24 protein-coding genes are annotated in these 21,734 nt (G+C 63.3%); 17 read left to right on the top strand and 7 right to left on the bottom strand.

The genetic code is table 11. The features are described from left to right. The first annotated feature begins 127 nt into the window (after positions 1-127). The 4 genes from B6V73_RS18985 to B6V73_RS18970 all read left to right on the top strand — a co-directional run bounded on the left by B6V73_RS18985 (position 128) and on the right by B6V73_RS18970 (position 2,533). A complete protein-coding gene (locus B6V73_RS18985; RefSeq protein ID WP_088726138.1) occupies positions 128-1,198 on the top strand; it encodes an acyltransferase in 1,071 nt (356 codons plus the stop codon). Between the two features lie 70 nt (positions 1,199-1,268). Beyond that, positions 1,269-1,643 (top strand): NADH:ubiquinone oxidoreductase subunit NDUFA12, encoded by a 375-nt coding sequence (locus B6V73_RS18980; protein WP_075774360.1) that lies wholly within the window; start codon positions 1,269-1,271, stop codon positions 1,641-1,643. A gap of 12 nt (positions 1,644-1,655) precedes the next feature. After that, entirely contained in the window at positions 1,656-2,126 is a 471-nt protein-coding gene (gene mlaD, locus B6V73_RS18975) for an outer membrane lipid asymmetry maintenance protein MlaD (protein ID WP_088726137.1), read from the top strand. After that, complete coding sequence (locus tag B6V73_RS18970; RefSeq protein ID WP_075774362.1) at positions 2,123-2,533, top strand: DUF2155 domain-containing protein; 411 nt, start codon at positions 2,123-2,125, stop codon at positions 2,531-2,533. Before mlaD ends, B6V73_RS18970 begins: the two co-directional genes overlap by 4 nt. Here B6V73_RS18970 and aat read toward each other — a convergent pair. Beyond that, positions 2,497-3,135, bottom strand: coding sequence for a leucyl/phenylalanyl-tRNA--protein transferase (gene aat / locus B6V73_RS18965; RefSeq protein WP_088726136.1), 639 nt, complete (start codon positions 3,133-3,135; stop codon positions 2,497-2,499). The two genes, B6V73_RS18970 and aat, sit on opposite strands and share 37 nt — an antisense overlap. Before the next feature lie 71 nt (positions 3,136-3,206). Between aat and B6V73_RS18960 the strand changes: the two genes are divergently transcribed. After that, a complete protein-coding gene (locus B6V73_RS18960; protein WP_075774364.1) occupies positions 3,207-3,917 on the top strand; it encodes a class I SAM-dependent methyltransferase in 711 nt (236 codons plus the stop codon). Between the two features lie 45 nt (positions 3,918-3,962). On the opposite strand, the gene accC is transcribed toward B6V73_RS18960, so the two are convergent. Both accC and accB read right to left on the bottom strand, forming a co-directional pair. After that, complete coding sequence (gene accC, locus B6V73_RS18955) at positions 3,963-5,306, bottom strand: acetyl-CoA carboxylase biotin carboxylase subunit (protein ID WP_075774365.1); 1,344 nt, start codon at positions 5,304-5,306, stop codon at positions 3,963-3,965. 10 nt (positions 5,307-5,316) lie between these two features. After that, positions 5,317-5,817, bottom strand: coding sequence for an acetyl-CoA carboxylase biotin carboxyl carrier protein (gene accB / locus B6V73_RS18950; protein WP_075774721.1), 501 nt, complete (start codon positions 5,815-5,817; stop codon positions 5,317-5,319). A 295-nt stretch (positions 5,818-6,112) separates the two neighbouring features. Between accB and B6V73_RS18945 the strand changes: the two genes are divergently transcribed. Beyond that, positions 6,113-7,456 carry an NAD(P)-dependent oxidoreductase gene (locus tag B6V73_RS18945; RefSeq protein ID WP_088726135.1) on the top strand — a complete coding sequence of 448 codons (1,344 nt, stop codon included), beginning with the start codon at positions 6,113-6,115 and terminating at the stop codon, positions 7,454-7,456. 3 nt (positions 7,457-7,459) lie between these two features. Then, positions 7,460-8,761, top strand: a complete 1,302-nt coding sequence (gene preA / locus B6V73_RS18940; protein WP_075774367.1) for an NAD-dependent dihydropyrimidine dehydrogenase subunit PreA — start codon at positions 7,460-7,462, stop codon at positions 8,759-8,761. 10 nt (positions 8,762-8,771) lie between these two features. Here the strand turns inward: preA and B6V73_RS18935 are convergent, their stop codons facing one another. After that, positions 8,772-9,404, bottom strand: coding sequence for a hypothetical protein (locus B6V73_RS18935; RefSeq protein WP_088726134.1), 633 nt, complete (start codon positions 9,402-9,404; stop codon positions 8,772-8,774). Positions 9,405-9,516: 112 nt separating this feature from the next. After that, complete coding sequence (locus B6V73_RS18930; RefSeq protein ID WP_199224627.1) at positions 9,517-10,167, bottom strand: TetR family transcriptional regulator C-terminal domain-containing protein; 651 nt, start codon at positions 10,165-10,167, stop codon at positions 9,517-9,519. A 200-nt stretch (positions 10,168-10,367) separates the two neighbouring features. Between B6V73_RS18930 and B6V73_RS18925 the strand changes: the two genes are divergently transcribed. Next, the gene (locus B6V73_RS18925) at positions 10,368-11,693 is read left to right on the top strand and encodes an aspartate aminotransferase family protein (protein ID WP_088718966.1); all 1,326 of its coding nucleotides are present in this window, start codon (positions 10,368-10,370) and stop codon (positions 11,691-11,693) included. Positions 11,694-11,818: 125 nt separating this feature from the next. Here B6V73_RS18925 and B6V73_RS18920 read toward each other — a convergent pair whose 3' ends face one another. Further along, positions 11,819-12,400, bottom strand: coding sequence for a VOC family protein (locus B6V73_RS18920; RefSeq protein ID WP_075774370.1), 582 nt, complete (start codon positions 12,398-12,400; stop codon positions 11,819-11,821). 176 nt (positions 12,401-12,576) lie between these two features. On the opposite strand from B6V73_RS18920, the gene B6V73_RS18915 reads away from it, so the two are divergent. Beyond that, entirely contained in the window at positions 12,577-13,440 is an 864-nt protein-coding gene (locus tag B6V73_RS18915) for a hypothetical protein (protein ID WP_075774371.1), read from the top strand. A 4-nt stretch (positions 13,441-13,444) separates the two neighbouring features. Here the strand turns inward: B6V73_RS18915 and B6V73_RS18910 are convergent, their stop codons facing one another. Next, the gene (locus tag B6V73_RS18910; RefSeq protein WP_088726133.1) at positions 13,445-14,107 is read right to left on the bottom strand and encodes a TetR/AcrR family transcriptional regulator; all 663 of its coding nucleotides are present in this window, start codon (positions 14,105-14,107) and stop codon (positions 13,445-13,447) included. Between the two features lie 127 nt (positions 14,108-14,234). On the opposite strand from B6V73_RS18910, the gene B6V73_RS18905 reads away from it, so the two are divergent. The 8 genes from B6V73_RS18905 (at position 14,235) to B6V73_RS18870 (ending at position 21,695) form a co-directional block, all read left to right on the top strand. Further along, entirely contained in the window at positions 14,235-15,485 is a 1,251-nt protein-coding gene (locus B6V73_RS18905) for a Zn-dependent hydrolase (protein WP_075774373.1), read from the top strand. Between the two features lie 102 nt (positions 15,486-15,587). Beyond that, positions 15,588-17,039 (top strand): dihydropyrimidinase, encoded by a 1,452-nt coding sequence (hydA, locus tag B6V73_RS18900; protein WP_075774374.1) that lies wholly within the window; start codon positions 15,588-15,590, stop codon positions 17,037-17,039. Positions 17,040-17,045: 6 nt separating this feature from the next. Beyond that, a complete protein-coding gene (locus B6V73_RS18895) occupies positions 17,046-17,468 on the top strand; it encodes a VOC family protein (protein ID WP_075774375.1) in 423 nt (140 codons plus the stop codon). Then, positions 17,465-18,253 (top strand): ABC transporter ATP-binding protein, encoded by a 789-nt coding sequence (locus B6V73_RS18890; RefSeq protein ID WP_075774376.1) that lies wholly within the window; start codon positions 17,465-17,467, stop codon positions 18,251-18,253. Before B6V73_RS18895 ends, B6V73_RS18890 begins: the two co-directional genes overlap by 4 nt. A gap of 102 nt (positions 18,254-18,355) precedes the next feature. Further along, positions 18,356-19,219, top strand: a complete 864-nt coding sequence (locus B6V73_RS18885; protein WP_075774377.1) for an ABC transporter permease — start codon at positions 18,356-18,358, stop codon at positions 19,217-19,219. After that, a complete protein-coding gene (locus tag B6V73_RS18880; protein ID WP_088726132.1) occupies positions 19,216-20,064 on the top strand; it encodes an ABC transporter permease in 849 nt (282 codons plus the stop codon). Before B6V73_RS18885 ends, B6V73_RS18880 begins: the two co-directional genes overlap by 4 nt. A 71-nt stretch (positions 20,065-20,135) precedes the next feature. Continuing rightward, a complete protein-coding gene (locus tag B6V73_RS18875) occupies positions 20,136-21,122 on the top strand; it encodes an ABC transporter substrate-binding protein (RefSeq protein WP_075774379.1) in 987 nt (328 codons plus the stop codon). Between the two features lie 108 nt (positions 21,123-21,230). Continuing rightward, on the top strand, positions 21,231-21,695 hold the full coding sequence (locus tag B6V73_RS18870) for a hypothetical protein (protein ID WP_075774380.1): 465 nt from the start codon (positions 21,231-21,233) through the stop codon (positions 21,693-21,695). Positions 21,696-21,734: the final 39 nt, after the last annotated feature.

The raw sequence follows: 21,734 nt of genomic DNA, 5'->3' as shown, positions 1-21,734 counted from the left end.
GCGACGTAAGCAACGATTCAGCAAGGGGCGAGCTTCGGTTCGCCCCTTTGTTTTGCGACTTGATTCTTCTCGTGCGGAAGGGTTTGCGCTAGTCCTTGGCGCATTCCCCTCGCAGAAGGGCAAGGACATGAGGCAGAGCTTTGCGCCGCTCGCAGCGGGGCAGAACAACAATCTCAACCTGATCCGCCTGATCGCAGCGTCCTGCGTGCTCGTGTCGCATGCTTGGCCGATCAGCCTCGGACCGGGAGCGCTGGAACCGCTCGAGGCCGCGACCGGCTTCAGCCTCGGTGCGCTTGCGGTCTTCGTGTTCTTCGCGATTTCGGGCTTCCTGATCTCGGCGAGCTTCGAGCGTTCTAGCAGCCCATGGCGCTATGTCCGCGCCCGCGTGGCGCGGATTTACCCCGGGTTGATCGTCTCGATCTCGCTGGTCACCTTCGTCATCGGGCCGATTTTCAGCCGACTGTCCCCGGCCGACTACCTCGCCTCGGTCGAGACATGGCTGGCGTGGCTCGGCAATGTGAGTCTCGTCCGGCTCGATTACCATCTGCCTGGTGTTTTCGAGGGCAATCCCTATCCGACGGTTCAGGGCTCGCTGTGGACGCTACCGGTCGAGATACGGCTCTACGTGGTCGTCGCGCTGCTCGGCGTGCTTGGCTTGATGCGCAAGCCGCTCCTGCTGATGACCGCGGTTCTAGTAGGTCTAGCGGGCCTCAGCCAAGCCCCCGCATTCGATTTTCCCGGAGCCTATGCGCTTCGCTCGCTCTGGTATCCGGGGCTGCCCTTTTTCCTCGGCATGGGGGCCTACCTGATGCGTGCGCGCATCCCGGCCTCGCCGGTGGTCGCCCTTCCCCTCGCGGTTCTGGCGGCTATCAGTATGCACGGCCCTCTGGCGTATCCGTCGATGGCACTCGCTGTCTCCTACGCAACGCTCTGGCTGGCGGGGCTGCCTTCGGGAAGGTTGCGCGAGTTCAATCGGGTGGGCGACTACTCCTACGGTATCTATATCTACGCTTTCCCTGTGCAGGGGATGGTCGTGGCGCTCTTGGGCGAGATGGGCCCGCTTTCCAATATCGCCCTCGCAACGCCGATCACCGTCGCGCTCGCGATGCTGTCGTGGCACTGGGTCGAGCGTCCGGCGATGAAAATCCTTCGCCGCGGGCAGATTCCGCAGGCAAATTCCGCTTCGCAGGCGCCTTGAGCCCGCACGGGTACTGGACCTCGACGCCCCAGCGGATATAACAGGCGGGACGCATTGCGGAGGTTGCCCCATGAAGTTTCTGCTTCGAATTCTCACCTGGTGGAACGGCTCGACCGTCGGCACGCAGCTTTTCACCGCGCGCAAGGGCGTGAAAGTTGGCGAGGACGAGCAAGGCAACATCTATTACCGCACCAAGGACGCCAAGCGCCGCTGGGTGATCTATAACGGCGAGAGCGAAGCGAGCCGTATTCCTCCGGACTGGCATGGCTGGATCCACTTCACCTATGACGAGCCGCCGACCGACAAGCCGCTGGCCCATAAGCCATGGGAAAAGCCGCATGAGCAGAACCACACCGGCACCGAAGCGGCCTATGTGCCGCCGGGGTCGATTCGCCTCGCGCACCCGGTCGAGCGCCGCGATTACGAGGCTTGGCAGCCCGAGTAAGGCCACCGCGCTATGAGCGAAAACCGCACCGAGATCATTGCCGGCGCGATCGTGCTGGTCGTGGCACTGGGCTTTTTGCTCTGGGCGGGGCGTGGCATGGGAATCGGGGCCGATGGCGGTTCCTATCCGCTGCATGCCTCCTTCCGGTCGATCGGGGGCGTCGTGCCCGGCACCGATGTGCGACTTGCGGGCGTGAAGGTTGGGACGGTGACGGATGTCGCGCTGAACCCCAAGACGTTCTTCGCCGACACCACGATCTCGGTGAAGAAGGGCGTCGCGCTGCCCGAGGATACGGTGATCGCGGTGACGCAAGACGGTCTCTTGGGCGCGAACTATATCGAACTGATCCCTGGCGGAGCGATCGACGATCTCAAGCCGGGTGATGAAATTCTCGACACGCAGAGCGCGGTCTCGATGCTGAACCTGATGCTGAAATTCGCAGGTGGCGGCAGTGGTGACGGCGCAGGGGAGGGGGCGCAATGATCCGCGCTTTGGTTTTGATCGCAGCACTCGTTCCAGGGCTCGCTGTCGCACAGGACTTCACGCAAACGACGCCGGACGACCAGATCCCGCAGGATGAGCCCGCGAAAGGGCTGGCTGACGGTACGGGCGCGATGCTGCGCGGGCTCGACAAGGTGTCGGGCATCGCCTCGGACATCAATCTGAATGTCGGGCAGAGCGTGAAATACGGGTTCATCACGGTAACGCTACGCGAATGCCGCTACCCGGCCGACGATCCGTCCTCCGATGCCTATGCCTATGTGACGGTAACCGAAGAGGACAAGCCGCAGCCCGATTTCGCAGGCTGGATGATTGCTTCGAGCCCGGCGCTCTCGGCACTCGATCACCCGCGTTACGACGTCTGGGTCATCCGATGCAAAAGTGACTGAGGCGCGGGGATCGCGCCTGAGGTGAAGTCGCACTCTCGGGGCAGCGCCTGCGCGAGCCGCGCGCGATATTCGTTCCGGGTCACCTCGACCGCGCCCATCGAAGCCAGATGCGGCGTGATGTATTGCGTATCGAGCAAGCTGAACCCCGTCTGACGCAGCCGGTCCACCAGGTAGGCGAGCGCCACTTTCGAGGCATTGGGACGGCGCGAGAACATGCTCTCTCCGAAGAACGCTCCGCCAAGGGTGATCCCGAAGATGCCACCCGCGAGTCTCCCATCCTGCCAGACCTCCAGGCTATGCGCGAAGCCTGCGGCGTGGAGCTGATCGTAGAGCGCGAAGAGCGGTCCGTTGATCCATGTCTCGTCGCGGTCGGCACAGCCTTCGACCACGCCGCGAAACGCGGCATTTGTCGAAATACTGTAATCCCCGCGCCGGATGACTTTCGCGAGAGAGCGCGAAATGTGGAATTTGTCCAAGGGGACGATCCCGCGCAAGGCTGGGTCGAACCAGTGAAGCTGCGGATTGTCGCGGCTTTCAGCCATCGGGAAGATGCCCTGCGCATATCCCGCGAGAAGTAGTTCCGCGCTCAGTCTGTCCGTCATTGTCTTGCCCGGTTTTCCCGTTACGCCTAGGCTCGCCAACAAGATGAACCAGAGCGGGGCCGAGCGCAAATATGGGTTTCTACGATTTCCTCCCCGAGATCGATCGATATGCCGAAGATCCCGGTACGGTGGAGCGGATGAACCTGCGCCACAAGATGATCATCAAGCCGCTCGAGCAGGAGATCGCGGGCAAGCGTGTGCTCGATCTGGCGGCGCATGATGGTCGCTGGGCCTATGCCTTCGCCGCTGCGGGAGCCTCGGAAGTGGTGGGAATCGAAGGGCGGCAGGAGCTGATCGACCGCTTCGAGCAGTTCCCCCGCGCGCATCTGCGCGAGAAGGTGAAGCTGATCTGCGACGACATCTTCGACGGAATGCAGAAGCTGATCGACGCGGGCGAGCGCTTCGACGTGGTCGGTGTTCTCGGCATTCTCTACCACGTCATGGACCATTTCCGGTTGTTCCAGCTGGTGCGCCAGCTTGGGCCCGAACTGGTGATCGTGGACAGCGAATTCGCACAGCGCCCGGGGCCGATCATTCTGCTGATGCGCGAGCGCACCGATAACGAGCTGAACTCGATCCCGCAGATCGACGGGCAGGAGAAAGCGTTGATCGGAATTCCATCCTTCCCGGCGATGACCGCAATGGCAGATGTGCTCGATTACGACTGCCATTGGCTCGACTGGGAGCAGATCGGACAAGGCCAACGCAGCCATATCGGCGATTACTATCGCCCCAAGGATAAAGAGAAAAAGCGCGGCACCTGCCTGCTGACCCCGAAATGAAAAACGCCCCCGAAACCGGGGGCGTTTTCGTCAATGTCGACCCGCTCAGAGGTTTTTCTCGAGCCATTTCTCGAGCCAGTGGATCGAGTAGTTGCCGCTCTGGATGTCTGGCTCTTGCAGGAGCGCGTTGAACAACGGAACTGTCGTATCCACCCCGTCCACGATCAGCTCGCCAAGCGCGCGATGCAGGCGCTGCAGCGCCTCGTGGCGGTCGCGGCCATGCACGATCAGCTTCGCGATGAGGCTGTCGTAATAGGGCGGGATCGAATAGCCGTCATAAAGCGCGCTATCCATCCGCACGCCAAGGCCGCCCGGCGCGTGGTAATGGGTGATCTTGCCGGGGCAGGGAGCGAAGTTCGGCAGCTTCTCGGCGTTGATCCGTACTTCGATCGCGTGACCGCGGATCGACAGCTTGTCCTGATCGAACTCCATCGGCTCGCCGGCGGCAACCTTGATCTGCTGACGCACGAGATCGACGCCGAAGATCGCCTCGGTCACCGGGTGTTCGACTTGAAGGCGGGTGTTCATCTCGATGAAGTAGAACTCGCCATCCTCGTAGAGGAACTCGATCGTGCCGGCGCCGGAATAGCCCATTTCGCCGATCGCGTTGGCGCAGATGCTGCCGATGCGGGCGCGCTCTTCTGGCGTGATCGACGGGCCGGGGGCCTCTTCGAGCACCTTCTGGTGGCGGCGCTGGAGGGAGCAGTCGCGCTCGCCCAGATGGACGCCGCGGCCCTTGCCGTCGCCGAAGACCTGCACTTCGATATGGCGCGGCTTCTGAAGGTATTTCTCGATATAGACTTCGTCATTGCCGAAGGCGGCTTTCGCCTCGGAACGCGCGGTGCGGAACGCGACCTCAAGTTCTTCTTCGGACCTCGCGACCTTCATCCCGCGACCGCCGCCGCCGGCGGTGGCCTTGATGATGACCGGATAACCCATATCGGCCGCGATCTGCTTCGCGGATTCGGTATCGGGAACACCGCCCGCCGAGCCCGGTACGACCGGAATGCCAAGATTTTTCGCGGTTTCCTTCGCGGTGATCTTGTCGCCCATGATGCGAATATGGGCGGCGGACGGGCCGATGAAGGTAATGCCGTGATCCTCGAGCACCTGCACGAAGGCGGCATTCTCGGACAGGAACCCGTAGCCCGGGTGGATCGCCTGAGCGCCGGTGATTTCGCAGGCCGCGACGATGGCGGGCACCGAAAGGTAGGATTGGCTCGAGGAGTTCGGGCCGATGCAGACCGATTCATCGGCCATGCGCACATGCATCGCGTCCGAATCCGCCGTCGAATGGACCGCGACCGAGGCGATCCCCATCTCGCGGCAGGCACGGATCACGCGCAGCGCGATCTCGCCCCGGTTGGCGATCAGGATCTTGTCGAACATACCGGCCCCCTTATTCGACGATCATCAGGGTCGAGCCGTATTCGACCGGCTGACCGTCATCGACGAGGATGCGCTTCACGGTGCCCGACTTCGGGGCGGGGATATGGTTCATGGTTTTCATCGCCTCGACGATCATCAGCGTCTGGCCTTCCTTGACCTGGTCGCCGACCTTCACGAAGGCCGATGCGCCCGGCTCGGGCGAGAGATAGGCGGTGCCTACCATGGGCGAGGCCACGGCGCCGGGGTGATCGGCGGGGTCTTCGACAGGCGCGGATTGCTCTGCGGCCGCGGGGTGGGCAGCCGGGGCAGCAACGGGTGCCGGAGCGGGGGCCGCTGCGGGGGCAGGGGCGGCAGCGTGCACGATATTGGTCTGTTTCGACACCCGCACTTTCAGGCTGTCATCTTGCGCGTAATCGCGGGTCACGGCGATTTCGGTCAGCTCGTTCGCATTGAGCAGTTCGGCAAGGGCCTGAATGAAGGCCACGTCGTTGTCACGGGTATTTTTGGTCATGCGGTCCTCGAAGGGTGCTTTGAAATGGAGCCCATTCTGCGGGGCTCTTTGATGCTGAGGGCGGTTATACGCGAGGTAACGCGCGGTGAAAAGGCGCATCGGCCGTCCGGTTGTCAGGGGGTCGCGATCTCGTGATTGCCCGGTATTTGAGCATGTGTGGGGTAGAAACTGCTCAACAACCGGGCAATCGGGCGGGAAATTGGCGGCCCGCCGCGCTGCGGCATATTTTACCACTTGATAAAATTCAATCCTGTGCGAGCGTAGGGAACAAGAAAAACTGACAGGGAGCCCGCAAGTGTCCAATAGCCAGCTCACCGAAGGGATCGCGCCAGCACGGCTCGACCCGGAAAGCTACTGCACCAATTTCGCCGATCACGCGCCGCCACTTGGGGCGCAAGAGGCCCGCATCGCGGCCGATCGCTGTTATTTCTGCTATGATGCGCCATGCATGGAGGCGTGCCCGACCGCGATCGACATCCCTCTGTTCATCCGGCAAATCTCGACCGGAACACCGGAAGCCGCAGCGAAGACGATCTTCGATCAGAACATCATGGGCGGTATGTGCGCCCGCGTCTGCCCGACGGAAAATCTCTGCGAAGGGTCCTGCGTTCGTATGGAGTCGGAGGGCGAGCCGGTCGAGATCGGCGCGCTGCAGCGCTACGCGACCGATACGCTGATGGCCAAGCAAAGCCACCCCTACACTCGCGCCGCGAGCACGGGCAAATCGGTCGCCGTCGTGGGCGCCGGGCCCGCAGGTCTCGCCTGTGCGCACCGCCTCGCGATGAAGGGCCACGAGGTCACCGTCTATGACGCGCGCTCGAAGCCAGGCGGCCTCAATGAATACGGTATCGCAAGCTACAAGACGCCGGGCGGGTTCGCGCAGGCGGAAGTTGACTGGCTGCTGCAGATCGGCGGCATCACCGTGGTCGAAAACTGGCAATTGGGCCGCGCCGGTGACGGCGATCTGGCCGAGCTGCTGGGCGATTTCGACGCTGTTTTCCTCGGGATGGGCCTGTCAGGCGTGAACGCGCTACGCCTCGATGGCGAAGACAAGGACGGTATCCGCCCCGCGACCGAGTTCATCGCGGAGTTGCGTCAGGCCTCCGATTTGGCCGAACTGCCGATCGGGCACGATGTGGTCGTGATCGGCGGCGGCATGACGGCGGTCGACGCCGCAGTGCAGTCGAAGCTGCTGGGTGCGCTCAACGTGACCCTCGTCTACCGTCGTTCGCGCGCCGAGATGCCCGCCAGCACGGTCGAGCAGGAGCACGCGCTGACCCATGGCGTGAACATCATCGAGAACGCCGCCCCCATCGCCATCCACGGCAATGGCGCGGTGCGTCAGGTCGAGTTCGCCTATACGAAGAAGGGCCCCGACGGTCTCGAGATGACCGACGCGACCTTCAAACTGCCCGCCGATCAGGTCTTCAAGGCGATCGGTCAGACGCTGGGCGACATGCCTCCGAAAGTCGAGGTCGCGGGCGGAAAGATCAAGGTGGACGGCGCGGGCCGCACCTCGGTCGAACGGGTCTGGGCGGGGGGCGATTGCACCCATGCCGGCGAAGACCTGACCGTGACGGCGGTCGCGCAGGGGCGCGATGCAGCTGAAGAAATCCACCAATTCCTGATGGAGGGCTAAGAGATGGCCGATCTGACTTCTGAATTCATCGGTATCAAATCCCCCAATCCGTTCTGGCTCGCTTCCGCGCCGCCGACGGACAAGGAATACAATGTCCGCCGTGCCTTCGAAGCCGGTTGGGGCGGGGTCGTCTGGAAGACGCTGGGCTCGGAAGGGCCTCCCGTGGTCAACGTGAACGGCCCGCGCTACGGCGCGATCTATGGCGCGGATCGTCGTCTGCTCGGTCTCAACAATATCGAGCTGATCACCGACCGTCCGCTGCAGACAAACCTGCGCGAAATCAAGGCGGTGAAGCAGGACTACCCGGACCGCGCGATCATCGTCTCGCTGATGGTGCCCTGCGACGAGGAAAGCTGGAAGGCGATCCTGCCGCTGGTCGAGGAAACCGGCGCCGACGGGATCGAGCTGAACTTCGGTTGCCCGCATGGCATGGCCGAGCGCGGCATGGGGTCGGCTGTCGGTCAGGTCCCCGAATATATCGAGATGGTCACCCGCTGGTGTAAGCAATATTGCAGCCTGCCAGTGATCGTGAAGCTCACGCCGAACATCACCGATATCCGGCGCCCGGCGGAAGCCGCGAAGCGCGGTGGGGCCGATGCGGTCTCGCTGATCAATACGATCAATTCGATCACCTCGGTCGATCTGGACGACTTCGCGCCGGAGCCGACCATTGACGGCAAAGGCACCCATGGCGGCTATTGCGGTCCGGCGGTGAAGCCGATCGCGCTGAACATGGTGGCCGAGATCGCACGCAATCCCGATACGGCCGGTCTGCCGATCTCGGGCATCGGTGGCGTGACCACCTGGCGCGATGCGGCAGAGTTCATGGCGCTCGGGGCTGGCAACGTGCAGGTCTGCACGGCGGCGATGACCTACGGCTTCAAAGTCGTGCAGGAGATGATCTCCGGCCTGTCGGAATACATGGATCGCAAGGGCTTTACCTCGACCTCCGAATTGGTGGGCCGCGCGGTCCCGAATGTGACCGATTGGCAGTATCTCAATCTCAACTACGTCACCAAGGCAGAGATCAATCAGGAAGATTGCATCAAATGCGGTCGCTGCTATGCCGCCTGCGAGGACACCTCGCACCAGGCGATCGCGGTGTCCGACGACCGTGTCTATTCGGTCAAGGACGAGGAATGCGTGGCCTGCAACCTCTGCGTCGAGGTCTGCCCGGTTGAGTGCATCACGATGCGCAAGATGGACAAGGGTGAGGTGGATCCACGCACTGGCGAGACGGTCGGCGATTATGCCAACTGGACGAGCCATCCCAACAACCCCTCCGCCGCGACCGCAGCCGAATAAGGGCAGGGGCTTAGCGGGTCACGTCGAGGTTCGGCGCGACCTGCGGGGGCACCTGAGACCAACCCTCCTGAGGCGCGCTGTTCCGAGTATCGGGCGGCGCGTCTTTTTTCTCCGCCGTCTGTGGCGCAGTCTCCGGATGGATCTCGGCAGCGTGGTAGGTTTCGGCCTCTTTCTTCACCGTCGATGTGTCGGCGAGCGGGGCGGTGACAATCCGTACCGGCTCAGGCTCAGGGCCCTCCGGGGTTGGCATAAGATCCGGTGCCGCCCAGAGTGCTGCCGCCTGCGCTTCGAGCGGCGTGACCTCGAAGGTCGGGATCGGGCCGGTCAAGGCGTCGGGATCGGGACGCGCGCCCCCATCGCTCATGCCAATTGCGCGGGATGATTGGTTCAAATCCTCCGTGCCCCGATCCTGGCCTTTGTCTTTCGACGCATCTGCGCTGCGCGCCGCGCGCGCCTCCAGGGCCCGCACTTGCTTCGCGCGATCCTGCGACGTCTGGGTGTCTACGTTTGCGCCGAGGCCGCCGTTCGTATTGGCCGCATCCGCAGGCGCCTCCACCTTGCTGGCAGGCGCTGTTTTCGGGGCCGCGACCGTCAATAGAGGCGACCACCCGATCTGAGGCATCAACCCCGAAATCCGGTCCATTCCGAGCTCCATTTTCTTGCGCCCCCACGCATGCTCAAACTGCGTCGAGGGTGTTACCAGACCGTTAAGATCCGGCGGAAACTTCGGAAATGGTTGCGGAAGGCTTAACCGCTCAGGGCGCCAGAAGCCGCGCGAAGAGCAAGTCTAGGAAGGGGGCGGCCCCTTCCAGCGGCTCCTTGCCCGGGCCGAGGACCGCGCGCACCTGCGTGTCGAAATCCGCGTAATGCTGGGTGAGCGCCCAGATCGAGAAGATCAGGTGGTGCGGATCGACGGGCGCGAGGCGGCCCTCAGCGATCCAGCCTTCGATGATCCGCGCCTTCTCGTCCACCAAGGTCTTGAGATCGGTGGATAATTCCGCGCCCATACGCGGTGCGCCCTGCAGCACCTCGTTGGCGAACAGTCGACTTTCGCGCGGCATTTCGCGGCTCATCTCGAGCTTGCGACGCATGTAGCGCATGATTTCCTCACGCGGCTCGCCCTCGGCGGAGATCGCGCGCAGCGGCGCGAGCCAGATATCGAGAAGCCCTTCCAGAAGTGCCTCGTGGATCGCCTCCTTGGAGGGAAAGTAATAGAGCACGTTCGGCTTGCTCAGCCCCGCTTCCGCCGCGATCTGGTCGAGCGTCGCACCCCGGAAGCCATGCGCGGAAAACACGTCCAGCGCCGCCTCGAGAATCTTGCCGCGATTGACCTTCTGAATCCGGGTCAGCGGGCGCTTGCCGTCGTCGTCGCCGGTGAAGTCGCGCGGTTCGAGGTCGTCTGCCAAGTATTCGTCTCCCAATGCGTCGTTTACGTTAACCGAAGCGTGACTGCAGGATCAATCGCTACAGGCAGGAGAGCGCGCTATAAACGCCAGGTGAAGGCCGCTTGACTGGTTCCCAAGCTGTGCTAGCGTGAGTCTGACCGTTCGGTCAAACTAGACATCCCGGCCGCGTTCCGACCCGGCCTTCCGACCGGAGTTTTCCCATGGCGCTCGACCGCAAGTCCCCCAATGATCTCAACGCTTTCTGGATGCCTTTCACGGCGAACCGCCAGTTCAAGAAGAACCCGCGCATGTTCGTGGGCGCGAAGGATATGCATTACACCACCTCCGACGGGCGCCAGGTGCTCGACGGCACGGCAGGCCTGTGGTGCTGCAACGCGGGCCATTGCCGCCCGAAGATCACCGAGGCGATCCAGAAACAGGCGGCCGAGCTCGATTACGCGCCCGCCTTCCAGATGGGCCACCCGATTGCGTTCGAGCTTGCGAACCGCATCCTCGACATTGCGCCCGACGAGATGGCGCATGTGTTCTACACCAACTCCGGCTCGGAATCGGTCGAGACCGCGCTGAAACTCGCCATCGGCTATCACCGTGCGCGCGGCGACGGGGCTCGCACGCGCCTGATCGGGCGCGAGCGCGGCTATCACGGCGTGAACTTCGGCGGTATCTCGGTGGGCGGCATCGTCACCAACCGCAAGACCTTCGGTCCGCTCGTGCCGGGGGTCGATCACCTGCCGCACACCCATCTGCCCGAGGAGAACCGTTGGTCGAAGGGCTGCCCCGAGCATGGCGCGCATCTGGCCGACGACCTCGAGCGGATCATCGCGCTGCATGGCGCCGAGACCATCGCTGCCGTCATCGTGGAGCCGGTGGCGGGCTCGACCGGCGTGCTGCTGCCGCCGAAGGGCTACCTGCAGAAGCTGCGCGACATCACCAAGAAGCACGGCATCCTGCTGATCTTCGACGAGGTGATCACTGGCTTCGGGCGCACGGGCGCGGCCTTCGCTGCCGAGAAATACGGCGTCGTGCCGGACATGATCACGACCGCAAAGGGCCTGACCAACGGCGTAATCCCGATGGGCGCGGTATTGACGACGGCCGAGGTCCACGACGCCTTCATGAACGGCCCCGAGCATATGATCGAGCTGTTCCATGGCTACACCTATTCGGGCAACCCGATCGCCGCCGCAGCCGGGATTGCGACGATCGAGACGTATCGCGAAGAGGGGCTGTTCGAGCGGGCCGCCGAGCTCGCTCCCTATTGGGAAGATGCGCTGCATTCGCTCAAGGGCGTGCGCAACGTGATCGACATCCGCAACGAGGGCCTGATCGGTGCGGTCGAGCTGGAGCCGATCGCGGGCGAACCCACGAAGCGCGCCTTCTCGGCCTTCCTGAAGGCCTATGAGAAAGGCATCCTGATCCGCACGACCGGCGACATCATCGCGATGAGCCCGCCGCTGATCATCTCGAAAGAGCAGATCGACCAGCTGGTCGGCACGCTCAAAGAGGTGCTCGAAGAGGTTGAGTGATCGGGCTCAAGCCGAGATGACAAGACGGCCGCGCAGGGATTGCGCGGCCGTTTCTCGTTGCGGGTTGATGCGCGGCCCGGGGCTAGTCGCCCCGCGCCATTCTGACGTCCGAGACGGCGCGTCGCTCAGTACGGGTTCTTCGCCCCGCGATCCTCGCTCAGCGATTGCTGCGAGCGCTCGACGATCATCTCGATCGCGTCGGCGAGATGTTCCTCACCGATGGCATTGTCACCGCGCGCCACCCGGATGCGATGCGCCTCGATCATGACCTCGGCATGGGACGTTCCGCGCGGCGGTTCGAACTTGTAGGTGGCCAGCTCGATCAGGAGTCCCAGCGGATCCTTGAAATAGATCGAATCCATAAAGCCGCGATCCTTCACGCCGGAATGCGCGATCCCGCGCGCATCGAGTCTTGCCACGACCTGCCGATGCGTCGCCATCGAGACATTGAAGGCTAGATGATGCACGCAGCCCGGGTCGGTGGGCGTGCGGTCGTGAACAGGCTTGCGGGTCTCGTTCGTGAAGATCGTGATCAGCCGACCGTCACCCGGATCGAAATAGAGATGCCCTTCGTCGGCATTGTCGAGATTGGGCTGATCGAAGATGAACGGCATCCCCAGGACACCCTCCCAGAAATCGATGGAGCTCTGCCGATCCGCGCCGGTCAGCGTGATGTGGTGAACCCCCTGAACCTGCATCTTGCGCATGTCGTCCTCTGCCTGAATTGCCTCTCGATCAAGATAACCCGTGCAGCGCTCAGGTCTAGGAACAGGATCTGTGCGGGGCCGCGCGAAACCCCGCCGAGCGTCGCCACGCAGCGCTGCGCGAGCTTGTCGCGGCGCGGGGGTGAGCTATGGTGCGCAGCGATGCCCGGAGACTCGCGATGCTGCGCCTGACCTTTGTTCTCGCCCTGATATGCCCGCTGCCGGCCATGGCCGAACTGGTGCCGTGTGAAACTTCCATTCGCGGCAAGACCTATTCCTACGTTTACGACGCGGACAATGCGGCGCTGAAGGAAAGCCGCTCGCTGCGGGAAAAACTCTTCGGCGAGAAGGGGGAGGTAACCTGCCCGGCACTGGTCACGCTGCGGGCGCTGACGCCCGAAATGGACGACAAAAGCCGCGCCCCGTTCTGCCTGCAATGGGACAAGGAAGCCGAGACCTATCTGGGCTACGACCGCGGTGAGCGCGACGCCTACGGGCTCTGCCGCAAGCCGTCGAAAAGCATCTGCGAGCGCCTCAAGGGGACTGCAAAGGCCGCCGGCGATCTGCGCGACGAGGCCGAAAGCGCCGTGGGCGACGCGGCGAGCAAGGTTCTGGGCAAAAAAATCGGCGGTATGATCGTGTCGGATCAGGCCGGCAACCTGCAAAAGAAGCTGCGCGATGCGGGCCTCGGCGTGCTGGCCGGAGCCTCGGCGCCCGCTCTTGCGGCCACCGCGGTCGTCGTCGGTGGCGCGATTTACATTTGTTCGGATACCGGCGCGGAGGCGGTGGGGCTCGAAGCCGACCCGGTCGAGCCGATCTCGGATGGGAAGGAGCTGCTGGGCTCGAAACTGCCCAAGACGCATCTGCCCGCAGGCGTGGCCGGTGCACCGATGCGCCCGGTCGAGACCGAGACGCTGCCAGCCGCGCCAGACGCAAATGCGCCGGATGCGTCGGAGGGGGCTTCGCAATCGCCCGCACCGGCGAGCTCCAACGCGGCACCCGTCGGCGCGCCGGATATCACCGCCGATCCGGCAGCGAACTGAGCGATCAGCTCACGCCGATCCCGCGCAACACGATGCTTTTTACGCAGGTCTTCGCGTCTTCCCACTGAGCGTCGTTCAGCGGGGCGCCGCCGTTCAACGTCTCGATCTGATGCGAGAAATCGGCATAGTGCTGGGTGGTGGCCCAGAGCATGTAGAGAAGGTGATGGGGATCGACCTTGGCCATTTTGCCTTCCGCAATCCAGCGCTCGATGATGACCGCGCGGCCCTCGGTCCAGTCGCGGAGCGTGGTCTCGAGGTAGTCCTGAATGACCGGCGCGCCATGCATCACCTCCGACGCCCAGACCTTCGAGCCGTTCGGGTGATTGCGCGAAATCTCCATTTTGGCGTCGATATAGGCACCGATCCCCTCGGCGGGGCCGCTCGCCGCGTCGAACACATCCGCCGCTTCCAGCCAGATGTTGAAAATGCGCTCTACGACCCGGCGATAGAGCGATTCCTTCGTCTCGAAATAGTAATGGAGATTGGCTTTCGGCAGCCCCGCCACATCCGCGATCAGTTGCATCGTGGCGCCGCCGAATCCGGCCTCCGCGAAGACCCGCTCGGCAGCTTTCAGGATCGACTCTTCGGTAGCGCGCCGGGCCTCGGCCCGACTGCCGCGGCTCGCTTGCCCATTTTTTGAGCGCTTGCCGCTCTCATCATCTTTCATTCGAACTGCGTCCTGATTTTTGTTGACCGAATGGTCAGACCGTGGCCCACTCAACCTGACCATACGGTCAGAAAAAGATTCGTCGCAAGAGGGGATAACCCCCACGCAGCCGACAGGGAGTAATGAAATGTCAGCACCCGGAGAAAACCTCCGCATCAATCCCGATCGCCTTTGGGACAGTCTCATGGAGATGGCCAAGATCGGTCCCGGCGTCGCCGGGGGCAATAATCGCCAAACCCTTACCGATGCGGATGCCGAAGGCCGCGCACTGTTCCAGAAATGGTGCGAAGAGGCCGGCATGACGATGGGCGTCGACACGATGGGCAACATGTTCGCCACCCGCGCAGGCGAAGACCCCGATGCGCTGCCGGTCTACATGGGCAGCCACCTCGACACGCAGCCCACGGGCGGTAAGTACGACGGCGTCCTCGGTGTGCTCGGCGCGCTGGAGGCGGTGCGCTCGATGAACGATCTGGGCATCAAGACCAAGCACCCGATCGTCGTGACCAACTGGACCAACGAAGAGGGCACGCGCTTCGCCCCGGCGATGCTGGCCTCGGGCGTGTTCGCGGGCGTTCACACGCAGGACTGGGCTTACGATCGCGAGGACGCGGAAGGCAAGAAGTTCGGCGACGAACTGAAACGCATCGGCTGGGTAGGCGACGAAGAGGTCGGTGCGCGCAAGATGCATGCGATGTTCGAGCTGCATATCGAGCAGGGCCCGATCCTCGAGGCAGAGGGCAAGGATATCGGCGTCGTCACGCATGGGCAGGGCCTCAGCTGGACCCAAGTGACGATCACGGGCAAGGACGCGCATACCGGCTCCACCCCGATGCCAATGCGCAAGAATGCGGGTCTCGGAATGGCGCGCGTGCTGGAACTGGTCGACGAGATCGCCTGGTCGCACAAGCCCCACGCGGTGGGCGCCGCGGGCCATATCGACATCTACCCGAATTCGCGTAACGTGATCCCGGGCAAAGCCGTGTTCACCGTCGATTTCCGCTCGCCCGATCTGAGTGTGATCCAGGACATGGAAAAGCGACTGCGCGAGGGAGCGAAGAAAATCTGCGACGAGATGGGCCTTGAGGTGGAGTTCGAGAAGACCGGCGGGTTCGACCCGGTCACGTTCGATCCGACCTGCGTGAGCGCCGTGCGCAGCGCAGCCGAGCGTCTGGGCTATTCGCATCGCGACATCATTTCGGGCGCGGGCCACGATGCCTGCTGGATCAACGCGGTCGCGCCGACGGCGATGGTGATGTGCCCCTGCGTCGACGGGCTGAGCCATAACGAGGCCGAGGATATCTCCAAGGACTGGGCGAGCGCGGGTGCCGATGTGCTGTTCCACGCCGTGCTGGAAACCGCGGAAATCGTAAGCTGAGACGGGCGGAGCAGGGGGCGCGGCCCCCTGAGGCGCTCGCGCGCCCAGCCCCCGGAATACTTGAAATAATCGAAGGCGGAAGACCTTCGTGGGAGGTAAAACATGACCAAAGTCATCAAGAACGGAACCATCGTCACCGCGGATCTGACCTATAAGGCGGATGTGCTGATCGACAGCGGCAAGATCATCGAGATCGGCCCGAACCTGAAAGGCGACGAAGAGATCGACGCGACCGGCTGCTATGTGATGCCGGGCGGGATCGATCCGCATACCCACCTGGAGATGCCCTTCATGGGCACCTATTCCAGCGACGATTTCGAGAGCGGTACCCGCGCCGCGCTGGCCGGCGGCACCACGATGGTCGTCGATTTCGCGCTGCCCGCACCGGGCGAGGGCCTGCTGGAAGCGCTCAAGCGCTGGGACAACAAATCGACGCGCGCGCATTGCGACTATTCTTTCCACATGGCGATCACCTGGTGGAGCGAGCAGGTCTTCAACGAGATGAAGCAGGTCACTGAGCGCGGCATCAATACCTTCAAGCACTTCATGGCCTATAAGGGCGCGCTGATGGTGAACGATGACGAGCTTTATTCGAGCTTCAAGCGCTGCGCCGAGCTGGGGGCGATCCCGTTGGTTCATGCCGAGAACGGCGACGTCGTGGCCGAACTGTCTGCGAAGCTGCTGGCCGAAGGGAATAACGGCCCCGAGGGACACGCCTATTCGCGCCCGCCGCAGGTCGAGGGCGAGGCCACCAACCGCGCGATCATGATCGCCGATATGGCAGGCGTGCCGCTCTATGTCGTGCACACCTCCTGCGAGGAAAGCCACGAAGCGATCCGCCGCGCCAAGATGCAGGGCAAGCGCGTCTGGGGCGAGCCGCTGATCCAGCACCTCACGCTCGACGAGTCCGAGTATTTCGACAAGGACTGGGATCACGCCGCACGCCGCGTGATGTCGCCGCCCTTCCGCAACAAGCAGCATCAGGACAGCCTCTGGGCGGGTCTCGCCTCGGGCTCGCTCTCGGTTGTCGCGACCGATCACTGCGCCTTCTCGACCGAGCAGAAGCGCTATGGCGTGGGCGATTTCACCAAGATCCCGAATGGCACCGGCGGCTTGGAAGACCGGATGCCGATGCTCTGGACCTATGGGGTCGAGACCGGCCGGATCACGATGAACGAATTCGTGGCCGTCACCTCGACCAACATCGCGAAGATCCTCAACGTCTATCCGAAGAAGGGCGCAGTTCTCGTCGGCGCGGATGCCGACCTCGTGGTCTGGGACCCAGAGGCGACCAAGACGATCTCGGCCGAGACCCAGCAATCCGCCATCGATTACAACGTGTTCGAAGGCAAGGAGGTCAAGGGTCTGCCGCGCTACACGCTCAGCCGCGGTGTCGTCGCCTGGGCGGATGGCAAGATCCACACGCCCGAGGGCCACGGTGAATTCGTGGCCCGCGATCCGGGCATGCCGGTGACCAAGGCTCTGTCCACCTGGAAAGAGCTGACCGCGCCGCGTCCTGTGGAGCGCAGCGGTATCCCGGCGACCGGGGTATAAGGCGCTATGGCGGCCCCGGTCAGTTCCGGCGTCTTGGAGGCTGCGGTCTATGTCGAGGATCTCGACAAGACCGAAGCCTTCTACGGCGGGCTGCTGGGGCTTGATCGGATAACCCGTCGAGACGGGCGACATGTCTTTTTTCGCTGTGGCGACAGCGTGATCCTGACCTTCATCGCTCAGGCCACGCGTGAGCCACCCGATCCCGAGGCGGCGCTGCCGGTCCCCCCGCATGGTGCGGTCGGACCCGGGCATGTATGCCTCGCGGCGGACGCGGAACAACTCAACGAATGGGAACGACATTTGAGGGACAACAACGTGGAGATTGAGGCCGACTTCTATTGGCCGAACGGGGCGCGATCGATCTATCTGCGCGACCCGGCGGGAAATAGCGTCGAGATCGCGGACAAAACCCTGTGGAGGCGCGGATGACGGACGCACCGGTAATTCAGGCCCGCGGGCTCGACCTGACCTTCCAGACCAATGACGGTCCGGTTCATGCGCTCAAGGATATCGATCTCGATATCGAGAAGGGCGAATTCGTGAGCTTCATCGGCCCCTCGGGCTGCGGCAAGACCACCTTCCTGCGCTGCATCGCGGCGCTGGAAACGCCCACGGGCGGGGCGCTGACCGTGAACGGAATCTCGCCCGAGGAAGCCCGCAAGGCGCGTAGCTACGGCTACGTGTTCCAGGCGGCCGGGCTTTACCCTTGGCGCACGATTGCGGGAAATGTGAAACTTCCGCTGGAAATCATGGGCTATTCCAAGGCGCAGCAGCAAGAGCGCGTTGAAAAAGTGCTCTCTTTGGTGGATCTCGAAGGCTTCGGGAAGAAGTTCCCATGGCAGCTTTCGGGGGGGATGCAGCAGCGCGCCTCGATCGCGCGGGCGCTGGCCTTCGACGCCGAGATCCTGCTGATGGACGAACCCTTCGGCGCGCTGGACGAGATCGTGCGCGACAAGCTCAACGAGGAGCTTCTCAAGCTCTGGTCGGCCACGAACAAGACGATCGGGTTCGTGACCCACTCGATCCCGGAAGCGGTGTATCTGTCGACCAAGATCGTGGTGATGTCGCCCCGTCCGGGTCGCATCCACGAGGTGATCGAGAGCACGCTGCCGAACGGCCCACGCCCGCTCGATATCCGCGACAGCGAGGAATTCCTGCATATCGCACACCGGGTGCGCGAAGGGCTGCGAGCGGGGCATGCCTATGATGAATGACGCTATGACCCCGACCCCGGAAGGGGGGCTGTCTGCCCCCCTCAGGCTGCGCCATTCACTCCCCGAGGATATTTCGGCCAAGCCGACGGGGAGGGCGGTCTCATGAAAATGGTGGCACCTGTTCTGACGGTTCTGGCCGCGATCCTGCTGCTTTGGTACGCCGCGACCGTCTGGATGAATTCGCAATGGACCTACGACCAGGCCGCACGGGCCGGAGAAGAGGTCACGTTCTCCGAGCTTGTCACCGACACGCTGACCCAGAAACGTCCCGTTCTGCCCGCCCCGCATCAGGTGGCTGTCGGCCTTTGGGAAGGCGTGGCCGGGCAGAAGATTACCTCCAAGCGGAGCCTCGTCTTCCACGGCTGGATCACGCTGTCGGCGACGCTTGCGGGCTTCGCACTCGGCACCGGTCTGGGCATTCTGCTGGCGGTGGGGATCACCCATAGCCGCGCGATGGACCTGAGCGTCATGCCCTGGGCGATCGCGAGCCAGACGATCCCGATCCTCGCCATTGCGCCGATGGTGATCGTGGTGCTGGCGAGCCTCGGGGTCACGGGGCTTCTGCCCAAGGCGATCATCGCGGCTTATCTCAGTTTCTTCCCCGTGCTCGTCGGCATGGTGAAGGGACTGCGCGCGCCCGATCACATGCAACTCGACCTGCTGAAGACCTATAATGCGAGCCAAGGCGCAACCTTCTGGAAGCTGCGGTTGCCGTCGTCGATGCCTTACCTCTTCGCCTCGCTGAAAGTGGGCGTGGCGGCGAGCCTCGTCGGCACGATCGTGGCCGAACTGCCGGCGGGCGCGACCCGAGGGCTTGGCGCGCGGCTTCTGTCGGGCAGCTATTACGGACAGACGGTGCAGATCTGGTCCGCTCTGTTCGCGGCTGCGGCGCTGGCTGCGATCCTCGTGGTGGTGGTCGGCATCATCGAACAGATCACGCTCAAGCGGATGGGGATGGTGCAATGAGCTGGCTTATTTTCGCAATCGTCTTCTGGCTGGCGGCCTGGGCGCTCAACACCTGGCTTGCCCGCCATCATGGCTCGGAGCGTTGGGCGCGTTTCCTGATCCCGGCCTTGTTCGGCATCACCCTCCTGCTTCTGTGGGAAGGTCTGGTTCGAGGTCTGAATATCAGCCCGGTGATCCTGCCCGCGCCGAGTCAGATCGCGGCGAGCCTGATGGACTCGACTGCGGTGCTGCGCGAGGATTTCGTGCAGACCATCCTGAAAGGCGCGCTGTCGGGCTATGTCATCGGCTGTGGTGCCGCCGTGGTTGTGGCGATCCTGATCGACCGCTCGCCCTTCCTGCAACGCGGGCTTCTGCCGATCGGGAACTTCGTCGCGGCCCTGCCGATCGTCGGGATCGCGCCGATCCTCGTGATGTGGTTCGGCTTCGACTGGCAGTCCAAAGCGGCGGTCGTCGTGGTCATGGTCTTCTTCCCCGTCCTCGTGAACATGGTGGCGGGGCTGGCGGCCACGAATGCGCTGCAGCGCGACCTGATGGCGACCTATTCCGCAAGCTATTGGCAGGGGCTTTTCAAGATGCGCCTGCCTGCGGCGATGCCCTTTCTCTTCAACGGGTTGAAGATCGCAACGACACTGGCTTTGATCGGTGCGATCGTTGCCGAATTTTTCGGCAGTCCGACGAAAGGAATGGGGTTTCGCATCTCGACCGCGGTGGGGCAGCTTGATCTGCCGCTCGTGTGGTCGGAAATTACCGTTGCGGCCCTCGCGGGCTCGGGCTTCTATGGGCTTGTCGCCCTGATCGAGAAGCTGGTGACTTTCTGGCACCCGTCGCAACGGGCCCGGACGTAAGGGCAAGGAAGAGCCTGAGAAAAACCCAAAATCCCGGGCGTAAAGATCCGGGGCCAACAGTGGAGTGAAAGATGAAGAAACTGATCGCAGGGGTGGCGGCTAGCCTCACCATGGCGGGGGCCGCCTGGGCCAACGAGGACGTGACGCTGCAGCTTAAATGGGTCACGCAGGCCCAGTTCGCAGGCTACTATGTCGCGCAGGACAAGGGCTTCTACGACGATGCGGGTCTCAACGTGACCATCAAGCCGGGCGGCCCCGATATTGGACCCGAGCAGGTGATCGCCGGCGGCGGCGCCGATGTCATCGTCGACTGGATGCCGGCGGCGCTGGCCGCGCGCGAGAAGGGGCTGCCGCTGGTGAACATCGCCCAGCCCTTCAAGAAGTCGGGCATGATGCTGACCTGCCTGAAGGAAAGCGGCATCAAGACCCCCGAGGACTTCCCGGGTCATACTTTGGGCGTCTGGTTCTTCGGGAACGAATACCCGTTCCTGAGCTGGATGAACCATCTGGGCATCTCCACAGAGGGTGGCGACGATGGCGTGACCGTTCTCAAGCAGGGCTTCAACGTCGATCCGCTGCTGCAAAAACAGGCCGCCTGTATCTCGACCATGACCTATAACGAGTATCTGCAGGTGCTCGAAGCCGGGATCCAGCCGGACCAGCTCGTCACCTTCAAATACGAAGACGAGGGCGTGGCGACGCTCGAGGACGGCCTCTACGTTCTCGAAGACAACCTCAAGGACCCGGCCTTCGTCGACAAGATGGCGAAATTCGTGAAGGCCTCGATGGAAGGCTGGAAATACGCCGAGGCGCATCCGGAGGAAGCCGCGCAGATCGTGCTCGACAATGACGAGACCGGTGCGCAGACGATGGAGCACCAGCTGGGCATGATGAAAGAGGTCTCGAAGCTGACCGCAGGCTCGAACGGCACGCTCGATCCCGCGGATTACGATCGCACCGTCGATGTTCTGATGTCGGGCGGCTCGGACCCGGTTATCACCAAGAAGCCGGAAGGCGCCTGGACCCATGACGTGACCGACAAGGCTGGCCTCGAATAAACGCGGCCCTGTTGCTGATGACGAAGCCCTCCGGTGCGCCGGAGGGCTTTTCCATGTTCGCGGTTTCTTAAGGGGAATCGGCTTTGGTGAGCGGCAGGAGGCAGTCGCATGGCCGATCGATCAATCACCGCGCAACGTGCGCGGGCTCGCGCCCGGGCTCGCAAGCGCCAGCAGCGCACGCACCCGGCCCTGACGGCGCTCTACTCGATCTTCGTGATCGGGTTTGCGGGCGCGCTGTTCTACCTCGCATGGAAAAGCCAGTTCGCGGCCCCGCCGAGCTATCTCTTCGATACGCCCACACAGCCGATCGAAGCGGCCTATTGCCTCGCGGTGGTGCGGGGACTCTCGGGCGGAGGAAGCGGTGGCTATGTCGGAGAGGCGCAGGATTTCTGGCTGGAACGGTTGTTGGAATTCAGCGGCGACGTCGCAGGCAATATCGCGAAGGGGGAAGATGCGCTGGGACGTCATCTGGTCGGCAGGCCCGTACCGGATCGCCAATGGCTCGTCGATGCGATGGACAAATGTTCCAACCGTGCGGTGAATTACGGGGCGCATTTCGACGCGTTCGATTAGCGCGGAGATACGTGGACTAGAAGGAAGGCGCTTGAGAAA

The sequence above is a fragment of the Thioclava sp. JM3 genome, assembly GCF_002213185.1.
Taxonomy (GTDB): Bacteria; Pseudomonadota; Alphaproteobacteria; order Rhodobacterales; family Rhodobacteraceae; genus Thioclava; species Thioclava nitratireducens.
This window is presented reverse-complemented; position numbering and strand designations above follow the sequence as displayed.